Origin of the sequence: Streptomyces sp. NPDC089915 (genome assembly GCF_040684675.1) — a bacterium.
Lineage (GTDB): Bacteria > Actinomycetota > Actinomycetes > Streptomycetales > Streptomycetaceae > Streptomyces.
The window spans coordinates 73024-98243 of record NZ_JBFBGN010000003.1; the positions used below are offsets into that span (position 1 = coordinate 73024).

Below are 25220 nucleotides of genomic sequence, written 5' to 3' on the forward strand. Positions count from 1 at the left end.
GATCATGCCGGACGGTCGGCCCGCGTGCTGGACCCGCCCGTTGCTTCGCCCGCGCCGTCGCCCGGCTCCGGGTCCACCGCCAGGGCGGTGGCGGCGGCCCGGCGGCGGTGCTCCGCGGCCTTCTCCTCGTGGATCCGCGCCATCCGCAGGTGGTACTCCGGGTTGCCCTCCTCGTAGATGTCCGGGATCCCGTCGTTGTCCTCGTCGCGCTCCTCGGCCTCCGTCAGGGCGCGGTACTTGCGGTTGCGCAGTTTGAGCATGACGCCGGCGACGACCGCCGCGATCAGCGAGCCGAGCAGGACCGCTGCCTTGACCTCGTCGGTGAGGACGGGGTCCTCGGTGAAGGCGAGTTCGCCGATCAGCAGGGAGACGGTGAAGCCGATGCCGGCGAGTGAGGCCACGGCCAGCACGTCGGGCCAGGCCAGGTCCTCGCTCAGCTCGGCCCGGGTGAAGCGGGCGGCCAGCCAGGTGCCGCCGAAGATGCCCACCGTCTTGCCGACGACCAGGCCGAGGACCACGCCGAGGGTCTCCGGGCGGGTGAAGACCTGCGCGACCGCCCCGCCGGAGAGCGAGACCCCGGCGGAGAACAGCGCGAAGAGGGGTACGGCCAGGCCCGCCGACAGGGGCCGGACCAGGTGTTCGATGTGCTCGCCGGGGGAGTGGGCCTCCCCTTCCCGGCGGGTGCAGCGCAGCATCAGGCCCATGGCGACGCCGGCGATGGTGGCGTGGACCCCGCTGTTGTACATCAGGCCCCAGTTGACCAGGGCGAGCGGGACGTAGACGTACCAGCCGCGGACGCCGGAGCGCAGCAGGAACCAGAAGAGGACCAGGCCCGCCACGGCGCCGCCCAGCGCCGCGAAGTCGATGCTGCTGGTGAAGAACACCGCGATGATCAGGATGGCGAAGAGGTCGTCGACGACGGCCAGGGTCAGCAGGAAGGCGCGCAGCGCGGAGGGCAGCGAGGTGCCGATGACCGCGAGGACGGCGAGGGCGAAGGCGATGTCGGTGGCGGTGGGGACCGCCCAGCCGTCGGTCGAGCCGCCGCCGAGGGTGTTGACCAGCAGGTAGACCAGGGCCGGTACGGCCATGCCGCAGAGCGCGGCGACGACGGGGAGCGCGGCGGCCTTGGCGTCGCGCAGGTCGCCCGCGACGAGTTCGCGTTTGAGCTCGATGCCGGCGACGAAGAAGAAGACGGCGAGCAGTCCGTCGGCCGCCCAGTGCTGGAGCGAGAGGTCCAGGCCGAGGGAGGCGGGGCCTATGTGGAAGGACCGGACGCTGTCGTAGGCGCCCGAGAGGGCCGGGATGTTCGCCCACAGCAGGGCGGCGATCGCGGCCACCAGCAGGAGCACGCCGCCGACGGTCTCGGTGCGCAGCGCGTCCGCGACGAAGCGGCGCTCGGGGAGGGAGAGGCGTCCGAGCAGCTTGCGGCGGGGAGCGGGCGTGGCGGCCACGGGGGAACCTCCGGTCGGTCGACGGCATGACACATGCAGTTGCCGACCAGACTTCCCGGCGCACCCAGAGACGTAGAGACTTTTAGAGCGTCAAATCTTGACGCTTCTCATATTTTACAGGGTCCGTTCGGTCGTATCGGGTGATCTTCACCTTAAACGGATGGAGGGCGTCCGGCGCGCTGTGCGCCGGACGCCCTCCAGGGCGGTTCGAGCCCGCCGCGGGTCAGTCCTCGTCGGAGGCGCTGGGCAGCTTCGTCTGGATCAGGTCCATCACGGAGGAGTCGGCGAGCGTGGTGACGTCACCGACCTCGCGGTTCTCCGCCACGTCGCGCAGCAGACGGCGCATGATCTTGCCGGAGCGGGTCTTCGGCAGCTCCTGCACCGGCAGGATCCGCTTCGGCTTGGCGATCGGGCCGAGCGTGGCGCCCACGTGGTTGCGCAGCTCCGCGACCAGGCCCTCGGTCTCCGAGGCGCTGCCGCGCAGGATGACGAAGGCCACGATCGACTGGCCGGTGGTCTCGTCGGCCGCGCCGACCACGGCGGCCTCGGCGACCGAGGGGTGGGAGACGAGCGCCGACTCCACCTCGGTGGTGGAGATGTTGTGGCCCGACACGAGCATCACGTCGTCGACGCGGCCCAGCAGCCAGATGTCGCCGTCGTCGTCCTTCTTGGCGCCGTCGCCCGCGAAGTAGCGGCCCTCGAAGCGGGACCAGTAGGTGTCGATGAACCGCTGGTCGTCGCCCCAGATGGTGCGCAGCATCGACGGCCACGGCTCGGTGAGGACCAGGTAGCCGCCCCCGCCGTTCGGGACCTCGTGGCCCTCGTCGTCGACGACGGTGGCGCCGATGCCGGGCAGGGCGCGCTGGGCCGAGCCCGGCTTGGTCGCGGTGACGCCCGGCAGCGGGGAGATCATCATCGCGCCGGTCTCGGTCTGCCACCAGGTGTCCACGATCGGGCAGCGGTCGCCGCCGATGTGCTTGCGGTACCAGATCCAGGCCTCGGGGTTGATCGGCTCGCCGACCGAGCCGAGCACGCGCAGGCTCGACAGGTCGAACTTCGCGGGGATGTCGTCGCCCCACTTCATGAACGTGCGGATCGCGGTGGGCGCGGTGTAGAGGATGGTGACGCCGTACTTCTGCACGACCTCCCAGAACCGGCCCTGGTGCGGGGTGTCCGGCGTGCCCTCGTACATCACCTGGGTGGCGCCGTTGGCCAGCGGGCCGTAGACGATGTAGGAGTGCCCGGTGACCCAGCCGATGTCGGCGGTGCACCAGTAGACGTCGCTCTCCGGCTTCAGGTCGAAGACGGCGTGGTGGGTGTACGAGGCCTGCGTGAGGTATCCGCCGGAGGTGTGCAGGATGCCCTTGGGCTTACCCGTGGTCCCCGAGGTGTAGAGGATGAAGAGCGGGTGCTCGGCGTCGAAGGCCTGCGGGGCGTGCTCGGTGGACTGGCGTCCGACGAGGTCGTGCCACCACACGTCGCGGCCCTCGGTGAAGGCGGTGTCCTGGCCGGTGCGGCGGACGACGAGCACGTGCTCGACCTGCGGGCACTTGGCGACGGCCTCGTCGATGGCGGGCTTGAGCGCGCTGGGCTTGCCGCGGCGGTAGCCGCCGTCGGCGGTGATGACCAGCTTGGCGTCGGCGTCCTGGATGCGCGAGGCGACGGCGTCGGCGGAGAAGCCGCCGAAGACCACCGAGTGCGCGGCGCCGACGCGGGCGCACGCGAGCATCGCGACGACGGCCTCGGGGATCATCGGCAGGTAGACGGCGACCCGGTCGCCCGCCTGGACGCCGAGCTCGGTGAGGGCGTTCGCGGCCTGCGAGACCTCGTCCTTGAGCTGGGCGTAGGTGATCGAGCGGCTGTCGCCGGGCTCGCCCTCGAAGTGGATGGCGACGCGCTCGCCGTTGCCGGCCGCCACGTGCCGGTCCACGCAGTTGTACGCGACGTTCAGCTTGCCGTCGGCGAACCACTTCGCGAAGGGCGGGTTGCTCCAGTCGAGCGTCTCGGTGGGCTCGGTGTCCCAGGAAAGCCGTCGGGCCTGCTCGGCCCAGAAGCCCAGCCGGTCCGCGTCGGCCCGCGCGTAGGCGGCCTCGGTCACATTCGCGGTGGCGGCCAGATCGGCGGGCGGTGCGAACCGCCGCTCCTCTTTCAGCAGGTTGGCCAGGCTTTCGTTGCTCACGACATCTCCCTTTCCCAGGGTGTCCGTTGTCCCCCGGGCATAGCTGTGTCCCCGGGGACAGCTCATCAGTCAGACGCCCAGGTGACAAGGGGTTGCCGAAAATTGGTTTAGACCTATACCACGACTGGGCCCGTGCCCGCCGTCGCGGGCGTGCCGACGGCCCCTTCCCGCGACGGGCGCGGGCAAGGGGCCGACAGCTTGCACGGATACGGGAGGGTATCGGTTCGAGAGGGCCTCTGGTCAGGCGTTCTGGCCGACACTGTCGAAAACCCGACAGTCGAAGAAGTCCTCCCCGGCGGACAGGAGGTAGGCCTGGGCCTCACCCACGTGGAAGTACATCCCGTGCAGCTCGAGCGTTCCCTCGGCGAGTCGCCGGGCCACCGACTCGTGGGCCCGCAGGTGCTCCAGCTGCTGCACCACGTTGGTCAGGCAGAGCTGCTCCACCGCGTCGGCCGGGAGCCGTCCCGAGATCCGGGCCCAGGCGTGGTGCCGGCTGCCCATCCGCTTCAGGCTGGGCAGACCGTGCCTGAGCCAGCGGGTCAGCGGGGTGACCGGAGCACCCGGCCGGGAGTTGAGCAGGGCCTGCATGGCCCCGCAGCCCGAGTGCCCGCACACGGTGATGCTGGAGACCTGGAGCACGTCCACGGCGTACTCGATGGCCGCCGCGACGGAGTCGTCGCCGGACTCCGCACCGGGCAGCGGGACGAGATTGCCCACGTTGCGCACGGTGAACAGGTCGCCCGGGCCGCTGGCGGTGATCATGCTGGTGACCAGGCGGGAGTCCGCGCAGGTCAGGAAGAGCTGCGAGGGCCGCTGCCCCTCGCGGGCCAGCCGGGCCAGCTCCTCCCGCACGTGCGGGGCGGTGTCCCGCTGGAAGGCGCCGATCCCGCTGGCGAGTTGCCCCGCCCCGGGCCGTACGGCGGCCGCCGCCGAGGCGCCGGGGACCCCGGGCGCGCCGGGAACCGTACGGAGTTCCGCGCTCTCGGCCCCGGTGGCGCCGCCACCTCCCGCCGGGGCGGTGGACGCGGCCGGGGCGGCCCGGTGGTCGCAGTGGTTCTGCCAGGGCGTCCACGGGCGGCAGCAGTGGTGCGCCCCCCGGCCCGCCTCGGCCCGGTGTCCGCCGGACGCCGCGCCGGCCCGGGCGCCGGATCCGCCGTCCCCGCCGGACGGGAGGCCGCCCGCTGCCTCCGCGGCCGCGCCGGAGAACGCCGCGCCGGAGAACGCCGCGCCGCCCCGGCCGGTCAGTTCGAGCGAGCCCCCGTGCGCCAGGTGCGACTCCTGCCAGTCGTGCAGGGTCTCGTAGGCGGCGTGGTCCATGAACGAGCCGTCCAGCTCGACCACGGCGTGCCCGCCGTGCGGCACCTGGTTCAGCACCCGGCTCAGCCGGGGGACCGCCAGGAAGGTCAACTGCCCGCGCACCGTGACCCGGTGGCCGGCCCCGGACTCCTCGACCGTGATCCGGGTCCGGGCCAGCCGGCGCAGCGCCAGGGCCACGGCCACCGCGATCCCGACGGCCACGCCCTCCAGCACCCCGCCCAGCACCACGGCCGCGATCGTGGTCGCGTAGACGAGGACCTCGCGGTGCCGGGTGACCGTCCGCAGGTGCGTGATGCTGACCATCTGGACCCCGACGAACATCACCAGCGCGGCCAGGGCCGCGAGGGGGATCAGGTCCAGGACCGGGACGAGCAGCCCGGCCGCGAGCACCACCCAGAGCCCGTGGAACATGGCTGATTTCCGGCTGACGGCACCCGACTTCACATTGGCCACGCTGCGCACGGCCACACCCGTGACGGGCAGTCCGCCCAGCAGCCCGGAGACGATGTTGGCCGCGCCCTGGCCGCGCAGTTCGCGGTCCAGGTCGGCACGGGGCGGACGGTCCTCCGTACCGCGCTCGGAGGCGATCAGTTTGTCGGTGGCGACCGAGGACAGCAGGGACTCCACGCTGCCGACCAGCGTGATCGTCAGGACGGCGGCGATCAGCCCGAGCACCGGCCCCTCGGGCAGCTCCGGCAGCGCGTGGCTGCTCCAGGACGGCAGGTCGACCCGGGGCAGGGCGAGTCCGGCCAGGGCCGCGAACGCCGTGGCCGAGGCGACGGCGGCCAGCGCGGCCGGCACCTTCCGCAGGGCCCGGCCGGCCCGCCCGGGAAGCCGGTTCCAGCCGAGCAGGACGCACAGCGTCAGCGCGCTCACCGCCAGCGCGGCCGGATGCGGATCGGCCAACTGGGCGGGCAGGCCGACCACATTGGCCACGGCCGAGCTCTGCGGGGTGCCGCCGAGGACGATGTGCAGCTGGGCCAGCGCGATCGTCACCCCGATGCCGGCGAGCATCCCGTGCACGATGGCCGGGCTCACCATGAGCGCGGACCGCGCGGTGCGCAGGAAGGCGAGCCCGAGCTGGCAGCAGCCCGCGAGGACGGTGATGGCGCAGGTGGTGCGCCACCCGTAGCGCTGGATCAACTCGGCCGTCACGACCGTGAGTCCGGCGGCGGGGCCGCTCACCTGGAGGGGCGCGCCGCCGAGCCGGCCGGCCACGATCCCGCCCACCGCCGCGGCCACCAGCCCCGCCTGCAGGGGGGCGCCGGTGGCCAGGGCGATGCCGAGGGAGAGCGGCAGGGCGATCAGGAAGACGGCTGCGGAGGCGGACAGGTCGGCCGGGAGGTCCTTGCGGAAGTTCCTCGCGCCCGGTGGCTGCCGGGTGGCGGATGGGGCTGATGCGGTGGCTGTCATGGGGTCCCGTCTCCTCTGGGGAGGGATGAAGCGGCGGGAGTCTCAACACTCGGTAAATGGATGGTAATGGAGAGTAAAGAAGAGAGGGAGGTAATACGGGCAAACAGCCTAGAAACCCACCCTTGAGGGTGATTAAGCATTTTGTCTGGCTTGTCACACCTTCCTAAAACCGCACCGCATGGGACGTTGCGTCGCGAACGTCCTGCATCGGTACTGCGAGGGAGAGGTGTGCGGATGATGGCCGCCACGAAGAAGATCGCCGGCGGGCTGGTCGCCACGGCCCTGGTCCTGTGCGCCGCCGGGTGCAGCGGCTCGGGGTCCGCGGACCGCGCGGCCCCCGGCGCGCCGAACGGGAGGAAGGGCGCCGCCGCCCCCGAGGCCCCCGGCAGCGTCAACCGTCCCATCGGCGACGGTTCGACCGCCTACACCGGTCCGCAGCCGAACGTGCGGAAGCCGCAGAAGCTGAAGCCCGGTGAGAAGCCCCCGCAGTTCGTGGTGTTCTCCTGGGACGGGGCCGGCGAGGACAGCCAGAAGCTCTTCTCGCACTTCCGCGAGGTCGGCAAGGAGTACAACGCGCGGATGACGTACTTCCTCAGCGGCGTGTACATGCTGCCGGAGGAGAAGCGTTCCCTCTACACCGCGCCGCAGCACTCGCCGGGCCGCTCCGACATCGGTTTCGGCGACCTCCAGGGCATCAAGGACACCGCCACCCAGGTCCGCGCGGCCTGGCTGGAGGGCAATGAGATCGGCACCCACTTCAACGGCCACTTCTGCGGCCCGGACGGCGGCGTCGGCACCTGGTCCGTCGAGGAGTGGAAGAGCGAGATCAACCAGGCCAAGTCCTTCGTCAAGAACTGGAAGACGAACGCCGGCCTGAAGGAGATGGACCCGCTCCCCTTCGACTACGACAAGGAGCTCATCGGCGCCCGCACCCCCTGCCTCGAAGGCCAGAAGAACTTCATGCTGGCGGCCAAGGACATGGGCTTCCGCTACGACTCCAGCGGGATCAGCAAGCAGGTCTGGCCCAAGAGGACGGACGGGCTGTGGGACCTCCCGCTCCAGCTGGTGCCGATGCCCGGCCGGGCCTTCGACACGCTGAGCATGGACTACAACTACATGGTCAACCAGTCCGGTACGACCACCCAGGGCGACCCCTCCCAGCACCAGTACTGGGGCGACCAGATGCGCGACGGCCTCAAGCAGGCCTTCGACCGGGCCTACGAGGGCAACCGCGCACCGCTGATCATCGGCAACCACTTCGAGTCGTGGAACGGCGGCACCTACATGCACGCCGTCGAGGAGTCCATCAAGAGCATGTGCGGCCGGCCGGAGGTCCGCTGCGTGCCCTTCCGCGAACTGGCCGACTGGCTGGACGCCCAGGACCCGAAGACGCTCGACTGGCTGCGCGGCCTGGAGGTCGGCCAGGCGCCGAAGGAGGGCTGGACCAAGTTCCTCACCGCGGGGCCGCCGGCCGCCCCGGCCGCCCCGGCGCCGGGCAAGGTCAAGCCGGCTGCGGGGTCGGCCGGAGAGCCCGACGAGGGCTGACCAGGCCCTCGTGGAGGACGAAGCCGGGGTCGACCTGCTCCGCCAGGTCGACCCCGGTCTTGGCGTTGCCCCAGCTCTCCGCGTTGCGCAGGTGGAAGTGGACCATCTGTTCGGTGTACTTGCCCCAGTCGCGGCCGGAGTAGGAGTCCTCCGCCGCCTCCCGGAGGGCCTGCAGGGCGAGCCGGTTGGTCGCCTCCAGCAGCTCGAACGGGGCCGGGCGGCCCCGTTCCATCGCCCGCACCCAGTCCGAGTGCCCGAAGGTGACCAGCAGGTCCTCGCCGACCTCGTCCTGGAGGAACTCGATGTCCTCCGGCCCCTGCACCTTGTTGCCGACGACCCGCAGCGACACCCCGAAGTCCCGGGCGTACTCCTTGTACTGGCGGTAGACGGAGACGCCCTTGCGGGTGGGCTCGGCGACCAGGAAGGTCATGTCGAAGCGGGTGAACATGCCCGAGGCGAAGGAGTCCGAACCGGCCGTCATGTCGACGACGACGTACTCGTCCGGCCCGTCGACCAGGTGGTTGAGGCAGAGTTCGACCGCCCCGACCTTCGAGTGGTAGCAGGCCACCCCCAGGTCCGACTCGGTGAAGGGGCCCGTCGCCATCAGGCGCACGGGGTCGCCGTCCAGCAGCACCGTCCGCGCGCAGGCCTCGTAGACCGGGTTGTCCTCGTCCACCCGCAGCAGGCGCGAACCGGCCCCGGGCGGCGTCGTCTTGATCATGCTGTCGGCCGAGGCGATGCGCGGGTTCGACCCGCGCAGGTATTCCTTGATCAGGGGCAGGTGCGCGCCCAGTGCGGGCAGTGCGGCGGCCTCCTCCTCGGCGAGGCCCAGGGCGGCTCCGAGGTGCTGGTTGATGTCGGCGTCCACCGCGACGACGGGGGCCGCGCCGGCTGCGAGGTGGCGGATGAAGAGGGAGGACAGCGTCGTCTTGCCGCTGCCGCCCTTTCCCACGAAAGCGATCTTCATGTTCACCAAGCGTAGTGGCTCGACAGCGGGGTGTGGTCAAGGTGAGTGAAGAAGACCACTCCAAGGAGGGGTCGGTGCTATGGGTCCGCAGTGCGTAGGCTCCCTACTTATGAGTAGCGCTTCTGACCCGCTGGCGGCCCTGGGTGCCCTCCCGGGCGTCGCAGAGTCCGTGGAATCCGTACGCAAGGCCGTGGACCGGGTCTACGGGCACCGGGTCATGCGCCGGCGCGGCGGGGAGATCACCTCGGAGGCCGCGCTGCGCGGCGCCCGGGGCAGTGCGGCGCTCTCGGGGGCCGACTGGGCGCTGGAGGAGGTGCGCCGCCGGACCGACTTCGGCGCGGACCCGGAGGCGCTGACGGTCGGCGCGGCGCTGCGTCTGACGGCGGAGGGCGGCCAGCTGCTGAGCATCTGGCGGCAGTCCCCGATGCGCGTGCTCGCCCGGCTGCACCTGGTCGCCTCAGGCCGGGCGGAGGCGGGGGACGTGGTGGGCCGGCCGCGACTGGCCGGTGAGCCGGTGGACGAGCCGCTGGTGGACCTCCCGCTCCCGGACGCCGACGAGGTCGCGGGGCGGCTCGACGGGCTGTCCCGCGTGGTCATCGCGGGCGGGTCGGCCCCGGCCCTGGTGACGGCGGCGGTGGTGCACGGCGAGCTGCTGGCGCTGCGGCCCTTCGGCTCGCACAACGGCCTGGTGGCGCGTGCCGCGGAGCGGATCGTGCTGATCAACAGCGGTCTGGACCCGAAGGCGATCTGCCCGGCGGAGGTCGGCCACGCCGAACAGGGGGCGGAGGCCTACCTGGAGGCGTTCAAGGGGTACGTGTCCGGTACGGCGGACGGGATGGCGGCCTGGATCGCGCACTGCGGACGCGCGATCGAGCTCGGTGCGCGCGAGTCGACGGCGGTGTGCGAGGCGCTCCAGCGCGGCGCGGCGTAGGGCGGTACGCGCGGGTGGGGCCGGCGCGGGGCTGGCGCGGGTCCGGCGGCAGGCGGGCCCGGGCAAAGGGTTGCGGCGACACCGTACTGCTCTGGTGTCGCCGCTGGCATTCACGCCCAGTTACCAAGCGTCCTCGATGGTGCCCATCAGGCCGGGTACTTTGCCCGTGGCCTGGTGCGGCTGGCCCGTAATCGACGGGTCGACGTCGCGTGGGTGCTCGGCGTTCCTGCTTCGGTCCGTGGGCCTTACTGCGTTTTAAAGATGATCCTCTCGGATGTTCTTTGGTCTCGCGGGCCGTGACTCCTTTGTACCTCGCTTCGGAGCGGAGTGAAACCCCTGGCCCGGGTTCTTTACTTTCCGGGACGATCCGGGTCCATTCGGACACCCGTATCGCCCCAGGTCGGGGCAAGTCTCCCGGGGTTCAGGCCGAGGTGAGGGCGGCCGCCCGCCGGCGGCTCGCGTACCAGACCAGCCCGGCCGTGGCGGCGGCCGCGCCGACCGCGACGGCGGCGACGAGAGCGGGGCGGGCGGGCACGGACAGCCCGGGCAGGCGCTGCTTCAGCCGGACCGGCTTGCTGAACACCAGCACCGGCCACTCCCGCGCGACCGCCTCGCGCCTCAGGGCCCGGTCGGGGTTGACCGCGTGCGGATGCCCGACGGCCTCCAGCATCGGTACATCGGTGATGGAGTCGCTGTACGCGTAGCACCGCGCGAGGTCGTAGCCCTCGGACTCGGCGAGCTCGCGCACCGCTTCCGCCTTGGTCGGGCCGTAGGCGTAGTACTCGATCTCCCCGGTGAAGCAGCCGTCCTCGCCGACCACCATGCGGGTGGCGACGACCCGGTCCGCGCCGAGCATCTCGCCGATGGGCTCGACGACTTCGGCGCCGGAGCTCGACACGATCACCACGTCACGGCCCGCGGTGTGGTGGGCCTCGATGAGGGACGCGGCCTCGTCGTAGATGATCGGGTCGATCAGGTCGTGCAGCGCTTCGGCCACGATCTCCCGCACCTGCCGGACGTTCCACCCCTTGCAGAGGGCGGACAGGTACTCGCGCATCCGCTCCATCTGGTCGTGGTCGGCGCCGCCGGCCAGGAAGATGAACTGGGTGTACGCGGTCCGCAGGACGGCCCGACGGTTGATCAGGCCGCCCTGGTAGAAGGACTTGCTGAACGTCAGGGCGCTGGACTTCGCAATGACCGTCTTGTCCAGGTCGAAGAAGGCGGCGGTCCGAGGCGAGGAGTGCGGCAAGGGCTGATTTTCCACGCACCGAGCATATGCGCCCACCATTCGGCGTAAGGTGTGGCGCGTGGGTTTGCCTGAGAAGGCTCTCGGGTACACCATGGAAGTCACGGATCGTTCGCGACCGTGCTAACCCGGTCTGGCTCCTCCCCCCCCGAGTCGGACCGTGGGGACGACCCCCGCTCTCCCCCCCGGCGGGGGTCGTCGCATGTCCGGACGCGGTTTGCGCCCCACACTTCGGTGTTCCGACGGACATCTTCCCGGCCCTTCCTTCTCGACGGGCCCGCCCTGCGCCGGCCCTCACCCCCTCTGACGCGTGACGCTGCGTAGTCGTTCCGGCGCACTCCGGAACTCACCCGCGGGGGTGGCGAAGATATTCACAAGCGCCTTCCCGTCCACAGTTTTCGAGCAAGATCCACTTCTTTTTCCGGATCCCTCCACCGTGATTCCAGCCGCGAAGTCCGCGGCGTGTGGATTTGCAGTGAGAAGGGGGCGGAGATCGTGGCTGGATCGAAGTCGTGTGAAGCGCTGGAGCCCGTCGTGGCGGGTGGGGGCGGGCCGTCCGCCCGTGCCGCGGGGGCCGGGCCCGGCGGCGGGCGGCCGCTGATCATCACCGAGGACCCGCTGCTCCTGGACGACCTGCTGCGGCTGTGCGCCGCCGCCGGCGCCGAGCCGCACGTGCACCATGCGGTGCCTGAGCAAAGCGGAACCGGGGGTGACCCCGGTGGCGGGAGTGACGCGGGCGCCGCCGGGGCTCGCGCGGGCGTCGGCTGGGACACCGCCCCACTCGTCCTCGTCGGGGACGACGCCGCCCGCCGGGTGCGCGGGGCGCCGCGGCGGGACGGGGTGTTCCTCGTCGGCCGCGACCTCGACGACCCCTTCGTCTGGCAGCGGGCGGTGGGGATCGGCGCCGAGGAGGTGCTGCGGCTGCCAGAAGCCGAGAACCGGCTCGTGGACCGCCTCGCCGACGTGGTCGAAGGGGCCGGGCGGCCCGCCCTCACCGTCGGGGTCATCGGCGGCAGCGGAGGCGCCGGCGCCTCCACCCTCGCCTGCGCCCTCGCGCTCCGCGCGGCCCGCGCCGGGGAGCGCACCATCCTCATTGACGGAGACCCCCTCGGCGGCGGCATGGACGTCCTGCTCGGCGGTGAGGGTGCCGAGGGGCTGCGCTGGCCGGACTTCGCCGCCTCGCGCGGCCGGGTCGGGGCCGGCGCGCTGGAGGAGTCCCTGCCCGAACTGCACGCGCTGCGGGTGCTGAGCTGGGACCGGGGCGACCGGGTGGTGGTGCCGCCCGCCGCGATGCGGTCCGTCGTGGCCGCCGCCCGCCGCAGGGGCGGGGTGGTCGTGGTCGACCTGCCCCGGCGGATCGACGAGACCGTGGCCGAGGTGCTGGCCCAGCTGGACCTCGTCCTGCTGGTGGTCCCCGGCGAGCTGCGGTCCGTGGCGGCGGCGGGCCGGGTCGCCGCCGGGGTGCGGATGGTGGCCCGGGACGTCCGCGTCGTCGTACGGGGCCGCTGCCGCCAGGGGCTCGACGCCGAAGCCGTCGCGGGGCTGCTCGGGGCGCCGCTGGCCGGCGAGGTGCCGGTGGAGGTGGGGCTCCCGGGGCGGGTGGCCGAAGGGGAACCGCCGGGGGCGCGGGGCGCGTTGGCCCGGTTCTGCGACGGCTTCTGGCAGCGGGCGCTCGGCCCGGCGCAGGGGGTGCCGGCATGAGCGCGGTCCTGCTCGACGCCGTGCGCCGGCGGCTGGCCGAGAGCGGCGCGGAGCCCACACCGGCCCGGGTCGCGGCGGCCCTGCGGGCACAGGGACGACTGCTCGGGGACGCGGAGGTGCTCGGCGTGGCCGCCGAACTGCGGTCCGAACTGGTCGGCGCGGGCCCGCTGGAGCGGCTGCTCGACGACCCCGGGGTCACCGACGTGCTGGTGGCCGCCCCGGACCGGGTGTGGGTGGACCGGGGCGGCGGGCTGGAGCTGACGGCGGTGACCTTCCCCGACGCCGAGGCCGTGCGCAGGCTGGCCCAGCGGCTGGCCGCCGTCGCCGGGCGGCGGCTGGACGACGCCCGGCCCTGGGTGGACGCCCGGATGCCGGACGGCACCCGGCTGCACGCCGTCCTCCCGCCGGTGGCCGTCGGGTCGGCGTGCCTGTCGCTGCGCGTGGTGCGGCCCAAGGCGTTCACGCTCGACGAGCTGGTCGCCGCCGGGACCCTGCCGCCGGGCGGGCAGCGGCTGCTGCGGGCGATGGTCGAGGCCCGGCTGTCCTTCCTCGTCTCGGGTGGGACGGGCACGGGCAAGACCACCCTCCTCAGCGCCCTGCTCGGACTGGTCGGTCACGCCGAACGGATCGTGCTGGCCGAGGACTCCGCCGAACTGAGGCCGGACCACCCCCATGTGGTGCGGCTGGAGACCCGGCCCGCGAACCAGGAGGGCGCGGGACTGGTCACCCTGGCCGACCTGGTCCGCCAGGCCCTGCGGATGCGCCCCGACCGGCTGGTGGTCGGCGAGGTGCGCGGCGCCGAGGTGGCCGACCTGCTGGCCGCCCTGAACACCGGTCATGAAGGGGGCTGTGGGACGGTCCACGCCAACGCCGCCGAGCACGTGCCCGCCCGGCTGGAGGCGCTCGGTACCGCCGCCGGGCTCGACCGGGCCTCCCTGCACAGCCAGTTGGCGGCCGCGCTGACCCTCGTGGTCCATCTGTCCCGGGAGCGGTCGGGGCGCCGGAAGGTGGCCGAGGTCCATGTGCTGGAGCGGGATCCGGCCGGGCTCGTGGTGACCGTGCCCGCGCTGCGGTGGGGTGCCCGCGGCTTCGTGCGGGAGCGGGGCTGGGAGCGGCTCGGCCCGCTGCTGCGGGGTGCGCGGTGAACGCCGGGGCGCTCGGGTCGGTGCCGGTGTTCGCCGGGGTGCTCTGCGCCGGGGCGGCCGCCTGGGGGCTGGCCGGGGGCGACGGGGCGGCCCGCCGGGCCCGGCTGGTGCTGGCCGGGGGAGTCCCCGTCGAGCGGGCCGGGCCGTCGCCCGGGTGGCGGATGGCGGCCGGGGTGCGGGCGCGGGCCTCGCGGTGGCGGGAGTGGGCGGGGCTCGCGGCGGGTCTGCTGGTCGCCGTACTGGGCGGGTCGGTGATCCCGCTGGTGCTGGGGGCGGCCTCGGTGCCGCTGCTGCGGCGGTGGCTGCGGGCCCGGGAGCGGGAGCGGGCCCGGGACGCCCGGGCCGCCGGGGTGGTGGAGCTGTGCGGGGCCGTGGTCGGCGAGTTGCGGGCCGGAGCCCAGCCGGGGCAGGCGCTGACGGCCGCGATACGGCGTACGGCGGCCGGCCCGGGGGGCCCGGGTCCGGCGGAGGCGGCCGTCCTGGCGGCCGCGGCCTTCGGCGGGGACGTGTCCTCCGCACTCCATGAGGCGGCGCGGGAGCCGGGCGCGGAGGGGCTGGCCGGGATGGCGGCCTGCTGGCGGGTCTCGGTGGACGGCGGTGCAGGTCTGGCGGCCGGGCTGGACCGGCTGGAAGGGGCCCTGCGGGCCGAGCGGGACCGGAGGGAGTCGCTGCGCGCCCAGCTGGCGGGGGCGAGGTCGACGGCGGTGGTGCTCGCGCTGCTGCCGCTGGTGGGGCTGCTGATGGGGACCGCGCTCGGCGCGGATCCGCTGAAGGTGCTGCTGCACTCCCCGGTGGGGTGGGGCTGTCTGGCGGCGGGCGGGGTGCTGGAGGCGCTGGGGCTGCTGTGGTGCCGGCGGATCGTGCGGACGGGGGAGCGGTGATGGGCGTGCCGGCGGTCCACAGGCTGGGGATGGCCCTGTGCCTGGCGGTGGGGGTGTGGTGCCTGGCGTCCGCCGTGGCGGCGCGGCTGGGGCGGCGGGCCGCCCGGCGCAGGCTCGCGGCCGTCTTCCGGCCGGCGGAGCCGGTGCGGGGCGGTCCGGTGCGGAGTGGCCGGGTGCGTGCGGCGGTGGCCGCCTGGGCGGGGCCGGCCGGGGCGCTGCTGGCGGGCTGGGTGCTGATCGGCGGGGTGCTCGGGCCGGCGGTCGGGTGCGCCGCCGCGGCCGGGGTGCGGTGGTGGTCGGCGCGGCCCCGGCCGCCCGCCGGGGTCGATCCGCGGGAGGCGGAGCGGCAGTTGCCGCTCGCGGCGGACCTGCTGGCCGCCTGTCTGGCTGCGGGCGCGGGCCCGGTGGAGGCGGCCGAGGTGGTGGGGGAGTCGCTGGGCGGCCCGGTGGGCGAGCGGCTGGCGCTCGCCGGGGCGGAGCTGCGGCTCGGCGGTGAACCGGGCGCGGCGTGGGGGAGGTTGGCGGGCATACCCGGGGCCCGGGGGCTGGCGGAGTGCCTGGAGCGCGCCGCGCGGACGGGGGCGCCGGCGGCGGAGCCGGTCTCCCGGCTGGCGGCGGCCCTGCGGGCGGACCGCTCCCGGCGGGCGGGCGCCCGGGCGCAGCGGGCCGCGGTGCTCGTCACCGCGCCGGTGGGGCTGTGCTTCCTCCCCGCGTTCCTCGCGGTCGGGGTGGCGCCGGTGGTGATCGGAATGGCCTCGGGTCTGCTGTCGGCCGGCTGAAAGCGCGGAGTCCGCCGGGTCCGGTGCGGAGTTCCGGAATTCAAACCTGAAATCACATCAAGAACGTAATCCCACAGGAGGTTGTCATGAGGATCATCTGGTTTCGTCTGCGGGCGGCTGTGAGCGGTCGCGGGAGCGACGCGGGAATGTCGACCTCGGAATACGCCATGGGCACCATCGCGGCCTGTGCGTTCGCCGCTGTTCTGTACAAGGTGGTGACGAGTGACGTGGTCTCGGCGGCCCTTCAGTCGACCATCGGGAAGGCGCTCGATGCGCCCTTCTGAGCGAAAGCCGTCGGCCCTCGCGGACCGGGGTTATGTGACGGCCGAGGCGGCGCTCGTCATTCCCGCCCTGGTGCTGTTCGCGGCGCTGCTGGTGTGGGCGCTGATGGCGGCGGCCGCGCAGATCCGGTGTGTGGACGCCGCCCGGGCCGGTGCCCGGGCGGCGGCCCGGTCGGAGCCGGCCGGGGCGGTGCTGGCGGCCGCCCGGCAGGCCGCCCCGCCGGGGGCGGAGGTGGAGGTGGAGCGGTCCGGCGACCTGTGGCGGGTGCGGGTGGCGGCGCCCGCCCCGGGGCCGGCCGGGCTGCCGGTGCGGATCGGGGCGCGGGCGGTGGCCCTGGCCGAGGACAGCGTGGGGCCGCCGCCGTGAGCCGGGACCGGGGTTCCGCGACGGTGTGGGCCACCGTGGTGGCCACGGCGCTGGTGGCCGTGTTCGGGGGCGTGCTGCTGCTCGGGCAGGCGGTGGTGGCCCGCCACCGGGCGGGGGCAGCGGCGGATCTGGCGGCCCTCGCGGCGGCAGCCACCTGGGCGCACGGCCCGCAGGCCGCCTGCGCGGCGGCCGGGCGGGTGGCGGCGGCCCAGGGGGCGGCGGTGGTCCGGTGCGGCGTCGGGGGCGAGGTGGCCGAGGTCACGGTGTCCGTCCGGGCCGGCCCCTTCGCCCCGACGTCCCGCTCCCGCGCGGGCCCGCCGACGGCCACCCGGCCGGACGGTCCGCCGCCGGACGGTCCGCCGGCGGACGGTTCAGTGCCGGACGGTTCAGTGCCGGAGGGTCCAGCGGCGGACGGTCCGCTGCCGGAGGGTCCGGTGCAGGTGCCGGAGGCTTCGACGGCGGTGGCGGGCGGGGCGGGTCCGCCGGTCGTGGGCCCGTCCCGGGGCGGGTGGTCAGGCGGGGGGTGGGGTCAGGAGGCGGGTGAGGAGGCGGATCGCGCCGCGTTTGTGGAGGGGGTCGTTGCCGTTGCCGCACTTGGGGGACTGGATGCAGGAGGGGCAGCCCGCCTCGCACTCGCAGGCGGCGATGGCGTCCCGGGTGGCCGTCAGCCACTCCCGGGCCGTGTGGAAGGCCCGCTCCGCGAAGCCGGCGCCGCCGGGGTGGCCGTCGTACACGAAGACCGTGGGCAGCAGGGTGTCCGGGTGCAGCGGGACGGAGACCCCGCCGATGTCCCAGCGGTCGCAGGTGGCGAACAGCGGGAGGAGGCCGATGGAGGCGTGCTCGGCGGCGTGCAGGGCGCCGCCGAGGATCTCCGGGTTGATCCGGGCCTCGTCGAGCTGGTCCTCGGTCACCGTCCACCACACGGCCCGGGTGCGCAGGGTGCGCGGCGGCAGGTCCAGCTTGGCCTCGCCGAGCACCTCGCCGGTGATCAGCTTGCGGCGCAGGTAGGAGACGACCTGGTTGGTGACCTCGACGGAGCCGTAGCAGAGCCGGGCCGCGCCCCAGGGGACCTCGGTCTCGGTCTCCAGGATGGAGATCGAGGTGGTGTCGCGGGCCGTCGTGGAGAAGGGCGGGTCGGCCTCCTCGACCAGGGCCACGGACTCCTCCAGGTCCAGGCGCCGCACCAGGTAGGTGCGGCCCTGGTGGAGGTGGACGGCGCCGTCGTGGACGGCGGTGTGGGAGGCGGACTCGTCGACCGTGCCCAGCAGCCGGCCGGTCGCCGCCTCGACGATCTGCACCGGGCGGCCCCCGCCGCCGCGGATGTCGGCCAGGTCCGAGGCCCGCTCCCGGCGGGTCCAGTGCCAGGCCGCGGTCCGCCGCCGCAGCAGTCTCGCGGCCTCCAGCTGGGGCATCAGCCCGGCCGCGGCAGGGCCGAAGAGGTCCAGGTCGGCCTCGGTCAGGGGCAGCTCGGCGGCGGCCGCGCACAGGTGCGGGGCCAGGACGTAGGGGTTGTCGGGATCCAGCACGGTGGCCTCCACCGGCTGCCGGAAGAGGGCCTCGGGGTGGTGGACCAGGTAGGTGTCCAGCGGGTCGTCGCGGGCGATCAGCACCGCCAGGGCCCCCTGCCCCGAGCGTCCGGCCCGCCCGGCCTGCTGCCACAGCGAGGACCGGGTGCCGGGGTAGCCGGTGATCAGGACGGCGTCCAGGCCGGACACGTCCACGCCGAGCTCCAGGGCCGTGGTGGCGGCCAGCCCGAGCAGTTCCCCGGAGTGCAGGGCCCGCTCCAGGGCGCGGCGCTCCTCGGGCAGGTAGCCGCCCCGGTAGGCCGCGACCCGCCGGGGCAGGGACCGGTCGATTTCGGCCAGTCGCTCCTGGGCGATCACGGAGATCAGCTCGGCGCCGCGCCGGGAGCGGACGAAGGCCACCGTGCGGACTCCCTGGACGACCAGGTCGGTCAGCAGGTCGGCGGTCTCCGCCGTCGCCGTGCGGCGCACCGGGGCGCCCTTCTCGCCCTTCAGGTCGGTCAGCGGCGGCTCCCACAGGGCGAAGACCACCTCGCCGCGCGGGGAGGCGTCGTCGGTGATCCCCGTCACGGGGACCCCGGTCAGCCGGGAGGCGGCGGTCGCCGGGTCGCCGGCCGTGGCCGAGGCCAGCAGGAACACCGGCTCGGAGCCGTAGCGGGCGCACAGCCGGCGCAGCCTCCGCAGCACCTGGGCGACGTGGGAGCCGAAGACCCCCCGGTAGCTGTGGCACTCGTCGACGACCACGTAGCGCAGGGCCTTCAGGAAGGAGGACCAGCGGGGATGGGAGGGCAGGATGCCGCGGTGCAGCATGTCGGGGTTGGTCAGCACGTAGTTGGCGTACTGGCGCACCCACTCGCGCTCCTCGACGGGTGTGTCCCCGTCGTACACGGCCGGTCGCACGGCGTTGCCGAGGGGCGCGGCCAGCTTTTGCACGGCGCGCCGCTGGTCGGCGGCCAGAGCCTTGGTCGGAGCCAGGTAGAGGGCGGTCGCACCCCGGCCGTTCGGCGCCTCGGCGCCGTCCGCGAGGGCGGAGAGCACGGGGGCCAGGTACGCCAGGGACTTGCCCGAGGCGGTTCCGGTGGCGATCACCACCGACTCGCCGTCCAGGGCGTGCCCGGCGGCCGCGGCCTGGTGTTCCCAGGGATGTTCGATCCCCGCGGCCCGGATCGCGGCTACGACATCCGTTCGGACCTCATGCGGCCAGACCGCATGACGGCCCTCCCGAGGGGGCAAGTGCTCCGTATGGGTGATGCGCGCAGCCCGGGAAGGCCCCCGTGACAGGCGGTCCAGAACGGTGCCGGGGGTGGGTCGTGGGTCCGCCGGTGCCGTGGCCGGACCGGGGCGGTGAGTGTTGGCCATTGGAACCGAGTGTGTCACCGGCGTGCGGGACAATGGTCTCAAGGCGTCGTGCGCGCCTGCCGGTAAGTGATTGAATGCCATCGCGGCAGCCGATCCCTCCCCTACCTTCGGGTGGGAGGCCCCTGGGGGGCGCCGCTCGATAGCAAGGTGCTGGAGGATCCGTGGACCTGTCCCTGTCGACTCGCACTGTCGGCGACCGCACGGTCGTAGAGGTCGGTGGCGAGATTGATGTGTATACCGCGCCCAAGCTGCGCGAGCAGTTGGTGGAGTTGGTGAACGACGGCAGCTACCACCTGGTTGTCGACATGGAGCGAGTGGACTTCCTCGACTCCACCGGCCTCGGTGTGCTCGTGGGAGGCCTCAAGCGCGTCCGCGCGCACGAGGGCTCGCTGCGTCTGGTCTGCAACCAGGAGCGCATCCTGAAGATCTTCCGGATCACCGGTCTGACGAAGGTGTTCCCGATCCACACCTCTGTGGACGACGCCGTCAGCGCCACCGACTGACGGCTCCCGGCGAGCGCCGCCCGGCGGCGCGGGAGCCGATGAGGAGCAGGGGGTACCGGACCACGGGTGGTCCGGGCCCCTGTCAAGGCACGCCTGTAGTCCGAGGGGGACGCCATGGCCACCGTTGAACTGCGTTTCAGCGCCCAGCCCGAACACGTCCGCACGGCCCGTCTGGTCGCCGCCGCCGTGGCGCGCCGGGCGGGGGTGGAGGAGGCCGTCCTCGACGAGGTCCGCCTCGCCGTGGGCGAGGCCTGTTCGCGTGCCGTCGGACTGCACCGCAGCAACGGGCTGACCGCGCCCGTCCGGGTGGTGCTGACCGAGGAGGAGGAGCTGTTCTCCATCGAGGTCGGCGACGAGGTGCCCGGCCCGGCCGGCGGCTCCTCCGAGCCGGTGCCCGGCATGGACGCGGCCCTGGACCCGGACGCCGACGGCGAGGACGAGATGGGCCTCGCGGTGATCAGCGGGCTCGTCGACGACGTCTCCGTGACCAGTGGGGAATCGGGCGGAACGATCCGGATGCGGTGGCCCGTCACCGGGGTCTCCGATCTTCCGTAAGCCCGCGCCCGTCCTATCTTCCGATCTTTATCAAGGCCCTGCTGAGCAGGGCCTTTTTCATTTCCCGGGAAATCCTCTAGATCGCTGATCGACCGTCAATGCCTTTGCCCCATTACTTCTTTCGGGGGTAAAGGAGTGACGTGATCTATTGCTGAGGAGCAAGAGCACGCCAATTCCGTTTCACGCCCACTGTTTTGATCAGGGCGAGCTCCCTACAATCCGTCCACATCTTGAGCTCATCACGTCAAGGAGGACGAATGACGGGGCTCTTCACCCCCAATGCCGTGGATCACGCCGGTGATCTCGCGGCCGCAGTACTCACGGATGACAACCGGCTCATCGTGTTCGTCATCGCGGGCATCGCGCTGGCCGCACTCGTCGTCGCGCAGATCCTGGTCCGCCAGGTCCTCGCGGCCGACGAGGGCACCAGCAGCATGAAGCAGATCGCCGCGGCGGTGCAGGAGGGCGCGAACGCCTATCTGGGCCGCCAGTTGCGCACCCTCGGCATCTTCGCCGTCGTGGTCTTCTTCCTGCTCTTCCTGCTCCCCGCCGACGACTGGACGCAGCGCTCCGGGCGCTCCGCCTTCTTCCTCGTCGGCGCCCTCTTCTCGGCCACCACCGGCTACATCGGCATGCGCCTCGCGGTCCGCGCCAACGTCCGCGTCGCCGCGGCCGCCCGCGAGGCCACCCCCGCCGAGGGCGAACCCGCCAAGGACCTGACCGAGGTCGCCCACAAGGCCATGAAGATCGCCTTCCGCACCGGCGGCGTGGTCGGCATGTTCACCGTCGGCCTCGGCCTGCTCGGCGCCTCCTGCGTCGTGCTCGTCTACGCCGCCGACGCCCCCAAGGTGCTGGAGGGCTTCGGTCTCGGCGCCGCGCTCATCGCGATGTTCATGCGCGTGGGCGGCGGCATCTTCACCAAGGCCGCCGACGTGGGCGCCGACCTGGTCGGCAAGGTCGAGCAGGGCATTCCGGAGGACGATCCGCGCAATGCCGCGACCATCGCCGACAACGTGGGCGACAACGTCGGCGACTGCGCGGGGATGGCGGCCGACCTCTTCGAGTCCTACGCCGTCACCCTCGTGGCCGCCCTCATCCTCGGCAAGGCCGCCTTCGGCGACCTCGGCCTCGCCTTCCCGCTGATCGTGCCCGCCATCGGCGTCATCACCGCCATGATCGGCATCTTCGCGGTGGCCCCCCGCCGCTCCGACCGCAGCGGGATGACGGCGATCAACCGCGGCTTCTTCATCTCCGCCGTGATCTCCCTGGTGCTCGTCGGCGCGGCCGTCTACGCCTACCTGCCGGCCACCTACAAGGAGCTCACCGGGGTCGAGGACGCCGCGATCCTGGGCCACTCCGGGGACCCGCGGATCCTGGCCGTGGTCGCCGTCGCCATCGGCATCGTGCTCGCGGCCCTGATCCAGCAGCTGACCGGCTACTTCACCGAGACCAGCCGCCGCCCCGTCCGGGACATCGGCAAGACCTCGCTGACCGGCCCCGCCACCGTGGTCCTCGCGGGCATCTCCGTCGGCCTGGAGTCCGCCGTCTACACGGCGCTGCTCATCGGCCTCGGCGTCTACGGGGCCTTCCTGCTGGGCGGCACGTCCATCATGCTCGCGCTCTTCGCGGTGGCCCTGGCCGGCACCGGCCTGCTCACCACCGTCGGCGTCATCGTCGCGATGGACACCTTCGGCCCGGTCTCCGACAACGCCCAGGGCATCGCCGAGATGTCCGGCGACGTCGAGGGCGCCGGTGCGCAGGTCCTCACCGACCTCGACGCCGTCGGCAACACGACCAAGGCCATCACCAAGGGCATCGCCATCGCCACCGCCGTCCTGGCCGCGGCCGCGCTCTTCGGCTCGTACAACGACGCCATCGGCAACGCGGTCAAGACGGTCGGCGCCAAGGCCGGCGAGATGAACCTCAGCCTCGACATCGCCCAGCCCAACAACCTGGTCGGCCTGATCCTGGGCGCGGCCGTGGTGTTCCTGTTCTCGGGCCTGGCCATCAACGCCGTGTCCCGCTCCGCGGGAGCCGTCGTGTACGAGGTGCGCCGCCAGTTCCGCGAGCACCCCGGGATCATGGACTACACGGAGAAGCCCGAGTACGGGCGCGTCGTGGACATCTGCACCAAGGACGCCCTGCGCGAGCTGGCCACCCCCGGCCTGCTCGCCGTGCTCACCCCGATCGCCGTCGGCTTCACCCTCGGCGTCGGCGCGCTCGGCTCCTTCCTCGCGGGCGCCATCGGCTGCGGCACCCTGATGGCGGTCTTCCTCGCCAACTCCGGCGGCGCGTGGGACAACGCGAAGAAGCTCGTCGAGGACGGCCACCACGGCGGCAAGGGCAGCGAGGCGCACGCCGCCGTCGTCATCGGCGACACCGTCGGCGACCCGTTCAAGGACACCGCGGGCCCGGCCATCAACCCGCTGCTGAAGGTCATGAACCTGGTGGCCCTGCTGATCGCCCCGGCCGTCGTGCAGTTCAGCTACGGAGCGGACACCAGCGCCACCGTCCGGGCCGTCGTCGCGGCGCTCGCGCTGCTCGTCATCGTGGGCGCGGTGTACGTGTCCAAGCGCCGCGGCATCGCCGTCGGCGACGACGAGGGCGGGAGCGCGGCCGCGGAGCGCGTGGCCCAGTCGGCGGACCCGGCGACCGTCTCCTGACCCCGCGGAGCCCGTGAGGACGGCCCGCGACCCTTGGGCCGACCGGCCCGGGGATGCGCCCGAACGGCGGACGGGCGGCGCGTACTGACGCGCCGTCCGTCCGCCTTTGTGTGTGCTCGGATGGCGGGCGTGTATCTTCCGGCCGAGAGCCTTCGAAGGGACCAATCCGGTGAACAAGAAGCTTGCGGCCGCGGTGTCCTGCGGTGCGGTACTGATGCTCGCGCTGTCCGGCTGCGGCGGTGACGACGGCGGCGACAAGAAGGCCGATGCCTGGGCCAAGAAGGTCTGCGACAAGTGGGAGCCCCAGCTCACCAAGATCAAGGACACCAACGACGAGCTCAAGCGGGTCGCCTCGCAGAGCAGCAAGCCGGAGGAGGTCCAGAAGACCGACTCGGCCGCGTTCCAGACGCTCTCGGACTCCTACAAGAGCATGGCCGGCTCCCTGACGGCGGCCGGTGAGGCCCCGGTCAAGGACGGCAAGGCCGCCCAGGACGCCGTGGTGAAGAGCTACGGCGAGATCTCCAAGGGCTACACCGACCTCAAGACGAAGATCGACGCGCTCGACCCCAAGGACCAGGGGAAGTTCGCGGACGGCCTCCAGCAGGTCGCCGGCGGTCTCACGGAGGTCGCCGCCAACGAGACCGCGAGCAAGGAGAAGCTCAACTCGACGGGTCTCAAGGTGATCTACACCCAGAAGGGCTGCCAGGTCTCCGCGCCCAAGTGACGCACGCCGCGCGGGGCGCGGGCGGGCGTACGGGATCGGCGGTACCAGCGGCCACAATGGACCCGTGAGTACCACCAGCCTCCCCCAGCCCGACCGCGCCGCCGAGCTCCGCGAAGCCTTCCTCGCCGCCGGTTTCACCGCCGACGGGCTGCTCGACCTGCTCGGCGCCCCCGCCTACGCCGCGCTCGCCCGCAGCGAGACGGTCCCCGCCCTGCGCGCCACCCGCAGCCACGGCGACGGCCCCCTCGCCACCCTGGTCCGGCTGTTCCTGCTGCAGTGCCCCGTGCCCCACGTGCACGCCGCCGAGGCGCTGCCCGTCGGGGCCGCGCTCGCCGACGGCTGGCTGCGCCGGGAGGGCGACGAGGTGCACGCCACCGTCGACGTACGCCCGTACGGCGGTCCCGACGGCGAGGACTGGTTCATCGTCTCCGACCTCGGCTGCGCCGTCGGCGGGGCCGGCGGCATCGGGAGCCGCGAGGAGGGGGTCGTCCTCGGCGTCGGCGGGGCCTCCACCACCCTGGCCGGGATCACCGTCCGGATCCCCGTCGGCACCGCGCTGGACCTGGGCACCGGCTCCGGGATCCAGGCGCTGCACGCGGCCCAGCACGCCACCCGGGTCACCGCCACCGACGTCAACCCGCGCGCCCTGGAGTTCACCCGGCTGACGCTGGCGCTCTCCGGCGCGCCGGAGGCCGAGCTGCTCACCGGGTCCCTGTTCGAGCCCGTCGGCGACGCCGCGTACGACCTGATCGTGTCGAACCCGCCCTTCGTCATCTCCCCCGGCGCCCGGCTCACGTACCGCGACGGCGGGATGGGCGGCGACGACCTGTGCCGGACCCTGGTCCGGCAGGCGGGGGAGCACCTGAACCCCGGCGGGTTCGCGCAGTTCCTCGGCAACTGGCAGCACGTCGAGGGCGAGGACTGGCACGACCGGGTCCGCTCCTGGGTGCCGGCCGGATGCGACGCCTGGATCGTGCAGCGCGACGTGCAGGACGTGACGCAGTACGCCGAGCTGTGGCTGCGCGACGCGGGCGACCACCGCACCGACCCGGCCGAGTACGCGGCGCGGTACGAGGACTGGCTGGACGAGTTCGAGTCGCGCGGGACCAAGGCCGTCGGCTTCGGCTGGATCACGCTGCGGCGCACCGACGCGGCCGAGCCCTCGATCGTCGTCGAGGAGTGGCCGCACACGGTGGAACAGCCGCTCGGCGAGACCGTCCTGGCCCACTTCGCCCGGCAGGACTACCTGCGGGCGCACGACGACGCCGCGCTGCTGGCCGGCTACTTCCGGCTGACCGAGGAGGTCGTCCAGGAGCAGGTCGGCGCGCCCGGCGCGGAGGACCCCGAGCACGTGGTGCTGCGGCAGAACCGCGGGATGCGCCGGGCCACGAAGGTGGACACGGTCGGCGCGGGCTTCGCCGGCGTCTGCGACGGCTCGCTCAGCGCGGGCCGGATCCTCGACGCGATCGCCCAGCTGGTCGAGGAGGACCCGGTCCTGCTGCGGGACCGGACCCCGGAGGCGATCCGGATGCTGGTCGAGCAGGGCTTCCTGGAGCCCGTCCGGGAGCCGGGCCGGTAGCCGTTCCCGGGCTCCGGCTGCGGGCGAACCCGTGATGTAACCCGGGGTTCGCCCGCCGTATCCCCACGGGTGGCAGGCTCCCCGGCAGCGGGGGATTCGGGGGGATCCCCC

General features: G+C 73.3%; 19 protein-coding genes and 1 pseudogene. 14 read left to right on the forward strand and 6 right to left on the reverse strand.

Going from position 1 to position 25220, the window contains the following annotated elements:
* Nucleotides 1–2: 2 nt before the first annotated feature.
* The 3 genes from nhaA to AB0O29_RS02040 all read right to left on the reverse strand — a co-directional run bounded on the left by nhaA (nt 3) and on the right by AB0O29_RS02040 (nt 6360).
* Complete coding sequence (nhaA, locus tag AB0O29_RS02030; RefSeq protein WP_365144577.1) at nt 3–1451, reverse strand: Na+/H+ antiporter NhaA; 1449 nt, start codon at nt 1449–1451, stop codon at nt 3–5.
* A gap of 223 nt (nt 1452–1674) precedes the next feature.
* Nucleotides 1675–3630: an acetate--CoA ligase gene (gene acs, locus AB0O29_RS02035; RefSeq protein ID WP_365144580.1), complete on the reverse strand. Its 1956-nt coding sequence runs from the start codon at nt 3628–3630 to the stop codon at nt 1675–1677.
* A gap of 240 nt (nt 3631–3870) precedes the next feature.
* Complete coding sequence (locus AB0O29_RS02040; protein WP_365144583.1) at nt 3871–6360, reverse strand: SulP family inorganic anion transporter; 2490 nt, start codon at nt 6358–6360, stop codon at nt 3871–3873.
* A 234-nt stretch (nt 6361–6594) separates the two neighbouring features.
* Between AB0O29_RS02040 and AB0O29_RS02045 the strand changes: the two genes are divergently transcribed.
* The gene (locus AB0O29_RS02045; RefSeq protein ID WP_365144586.1) at nt 6595–7905 is read left to right on the forward strand and encodes a hypothetical protein; all 1311 of its coding nucleotides are present in this window, start codon (nt 6595–6597) and stop codon (nt 7903–7905) included.
* Here AB0O29_RS02045 and AB0O29_RS02050 read toward each other — a convergent pair.
* On the reverse strand, nt 7862–8872 hold the full coding sequence (locus AB0O29_RS02050; RefSeq protein ID WP_365144589.1) for an ATP-binding protein: 1011 nt from the start codon (nt 8870–8872) through the stop codon (nt 7862–7864). The two genes, AB0O29_RS02045 and AB0O29_RS02050, sit on opposite strands and share 44 nt — an antisense overlap.
* Before the next feature lie 109 nt (nt 8873–8981).
* On the opposite strand from AB0O29_RS02050, the gene AB0O29_RS02055 reads away from it, so the two are divergent.
* Nucleotides 8982–9803 carry an oxidoreductase gene (locus AB0O29_RS02055; RefSeq protein WP_365144592.1) on the forward strand — a complete coding sequence of 274 codons (822 nt, stop codon included), beginning with the start codon at nt 8982–8984 and terminating at the stop codon, nt 9801–9803.
* A 421-nt stretch (nt 9804–10224) separates the two neighbouring features.
* On the opposite strand, the gene AB0O29_RS02060 is transcribed toward AB0O29_RS02055, so the two are convergent.
* Entirely contained in the window at nt 10225–11091 is an 867-nt protein-coding gene (locus AB0O29_RS02060; RefSeq protein WP_365144595.1) for an HAD-IB family hydrolase, read from the reverse strand.
* Nucleotides 11092–11583: 492 nt separating this feature from the next.
* On the opposite strand from AB0O29_RS02060, the gene ssd reads away from it, so the two are divergent.
* The 7 genes and pseudogenes from ssd to AB0O29_RS02095 all read left to right on the forward strand — a co-directional run.
* Entirely contained in the window at nt 11584–12750 is a 1167-nt protein-coding gene (ssd, locus tag AB0O29_RS02065; RefSeq protein ID WP_365144741.1) for a septum site-determining protein Ssd, read from the forward strand.
* A complete protein-coding gene (locus AB0O29_RS02070; protein ID WP_365144598.1) occupies nt 12747–13895 on the forward strand; it encodes a TadA family conjugal transfer-associated ATPase in 1149 nt (382 codons plus the stop codon). The genes ssd and AB0O29_RS02070 overlap by 4 nt, the downstream gene beginning before the upstream one ends.
* The gene (locus AB0O29_RS02075) at nt 13892–14776 is read left to right on the forward strand and encodes a type II secretion system F family protein (RefSeq protein ID WP_365144601.1); all 885 of its coding nucleotides are present in this window, start codon (nt 13892–13894) and stop codon (nt 14774–14776) included. The genes AB0O29_RS02070 and AB0O29_RS02075 overlap by 4 nt, the downstream gene beginning before the upstream one ends.
* Complete coding sequence (locus tag AB0O29_RS02080; protein ID WP_365144604.1) at nt 14776–15555, forward strand: type II secretion system F family protein; 780 nt, start codon at nt 14776–14778, stop codon at nt 15553–15555. Before AB0O29_RS02075 ends, AB0O29_RS02080 begins: the two co-directional genes overlap by 1 nt.
* Before the next feature lie 86 nt (nt 15556–15641).
* Nucleotides 15642–15839 (forward strand): DUF4244 domain-containing protein, encoded by a 198-nt coding sequence (locus AB0O29_RS02085; protein WP_365144607.1) that lies wholly within the window; start codon nt 15642–15644, stop codon nt 15837–15839.
* Nucleotides 15826–16203, forward strand: a complete 378-nt coding sequence (locus AB0O29_RS02090) for a TadE family type IV pilus minor pilin (RefSeq protein ID WP_365144610.1) — start codon at nt 15826–15828, stop codon at nt 16201–16203. The genes AB0O29_RS02085 and AB0O29_RS02090 overlap by 14 nt, the downstream gene beginning before the upstream one ends.
* A gap of 59 nt (nt 16204–16262) precedes the next feature.
* A pseudogene (locus AB0O29_RS02095) lies at nt 16263–16460 on the forward strand (Rv3654c family TadE-like protein); the annotation flags it as partial.
* A gap of 255 nt (nt 16461–16715) precedes the next feature.
* On the opposite strand, the gene AB0O29_RS02100 reads toward AB0O29_RS02095, so the two are convergent.
* Nucleotides 16716–19166, reverse strand: a complete 2451-nt coding sequence (locus AB0O29_RS02100) for a DEAD/DEAH box helicase (RefSeq protein ID WP_365144613.1) — start codon at nt 19164–19166, stop codon at nt 16716–16718.
* A gap of 80 nt (nt 19167–19246) precedes the next feature.
* Here AB0O29_RS02100 and bldG point away from each other — a divergent pair, with 80 nt between their 5' ends.
* The 5 genes from bldG to AB0O29_RS02125 all read left to right on the forward strand — a co-directional run bounded on the left by bldG (nt 19247) and on the right by AB0O29_RS02125 (nt 25109).
* A complete protein-coding gene (gene bldG / locus AB0O29_RS02105) occupies nt 19247–19588 on the forward strand; it encodes an anti-sigma factor antagonist BldG (protein ID WP_049716377.1) in 342 nt (113 codons plus the stop codon).
* A gap of 114 nt (nt 19589–19702) precedes the next feature.
* On the forward strand, nt 19703–20143 hold the full coding sequence (locus AB0O29_RS02110) for an ATP-binding protein (protein WP_365144618.1): 441 nt from the start codon (nt 19703–19705) through the stop codon (nt 20141–20143).
* Nucleotides 20144–20400: 257 nt separating this feature from the next.
* Nucleotides 20401–22806, forward strand: coding sequence for a sodium-translocating pyrophosphatase (locus AB0O29_RS02115; protein WP_365144621.1), 2406 nt, complete (start codon nt 20401–20403; stop codon nt 22804–22806).
* Between the two features lie 169 nt (nt 22807–22975).
* Nucleotides 22976–23530, forward strand: a complete 555-nt coding sequence (locus AB0O29_RS02120; RefSeq protein ID WP_365144624.1) for a small secreted protein — start codon at nt 22976–22978, stop codon at nt 23528–23530.
* Between the two features lie 64 nt (nt 23531–23594).
* On the forward strand, nt 23595–25109 hold the full coding sequence (locus AB0O29_RS02125) for a methyltransferase (RefSeq protein ID WP_365144627.1): 1515 nt from the start codon (nt 23595–23597) through the stop codon (nt 25107–25109).
* The last annotated feature ends 111 nt before the right edge of the window (nt 25110–25220 follow it).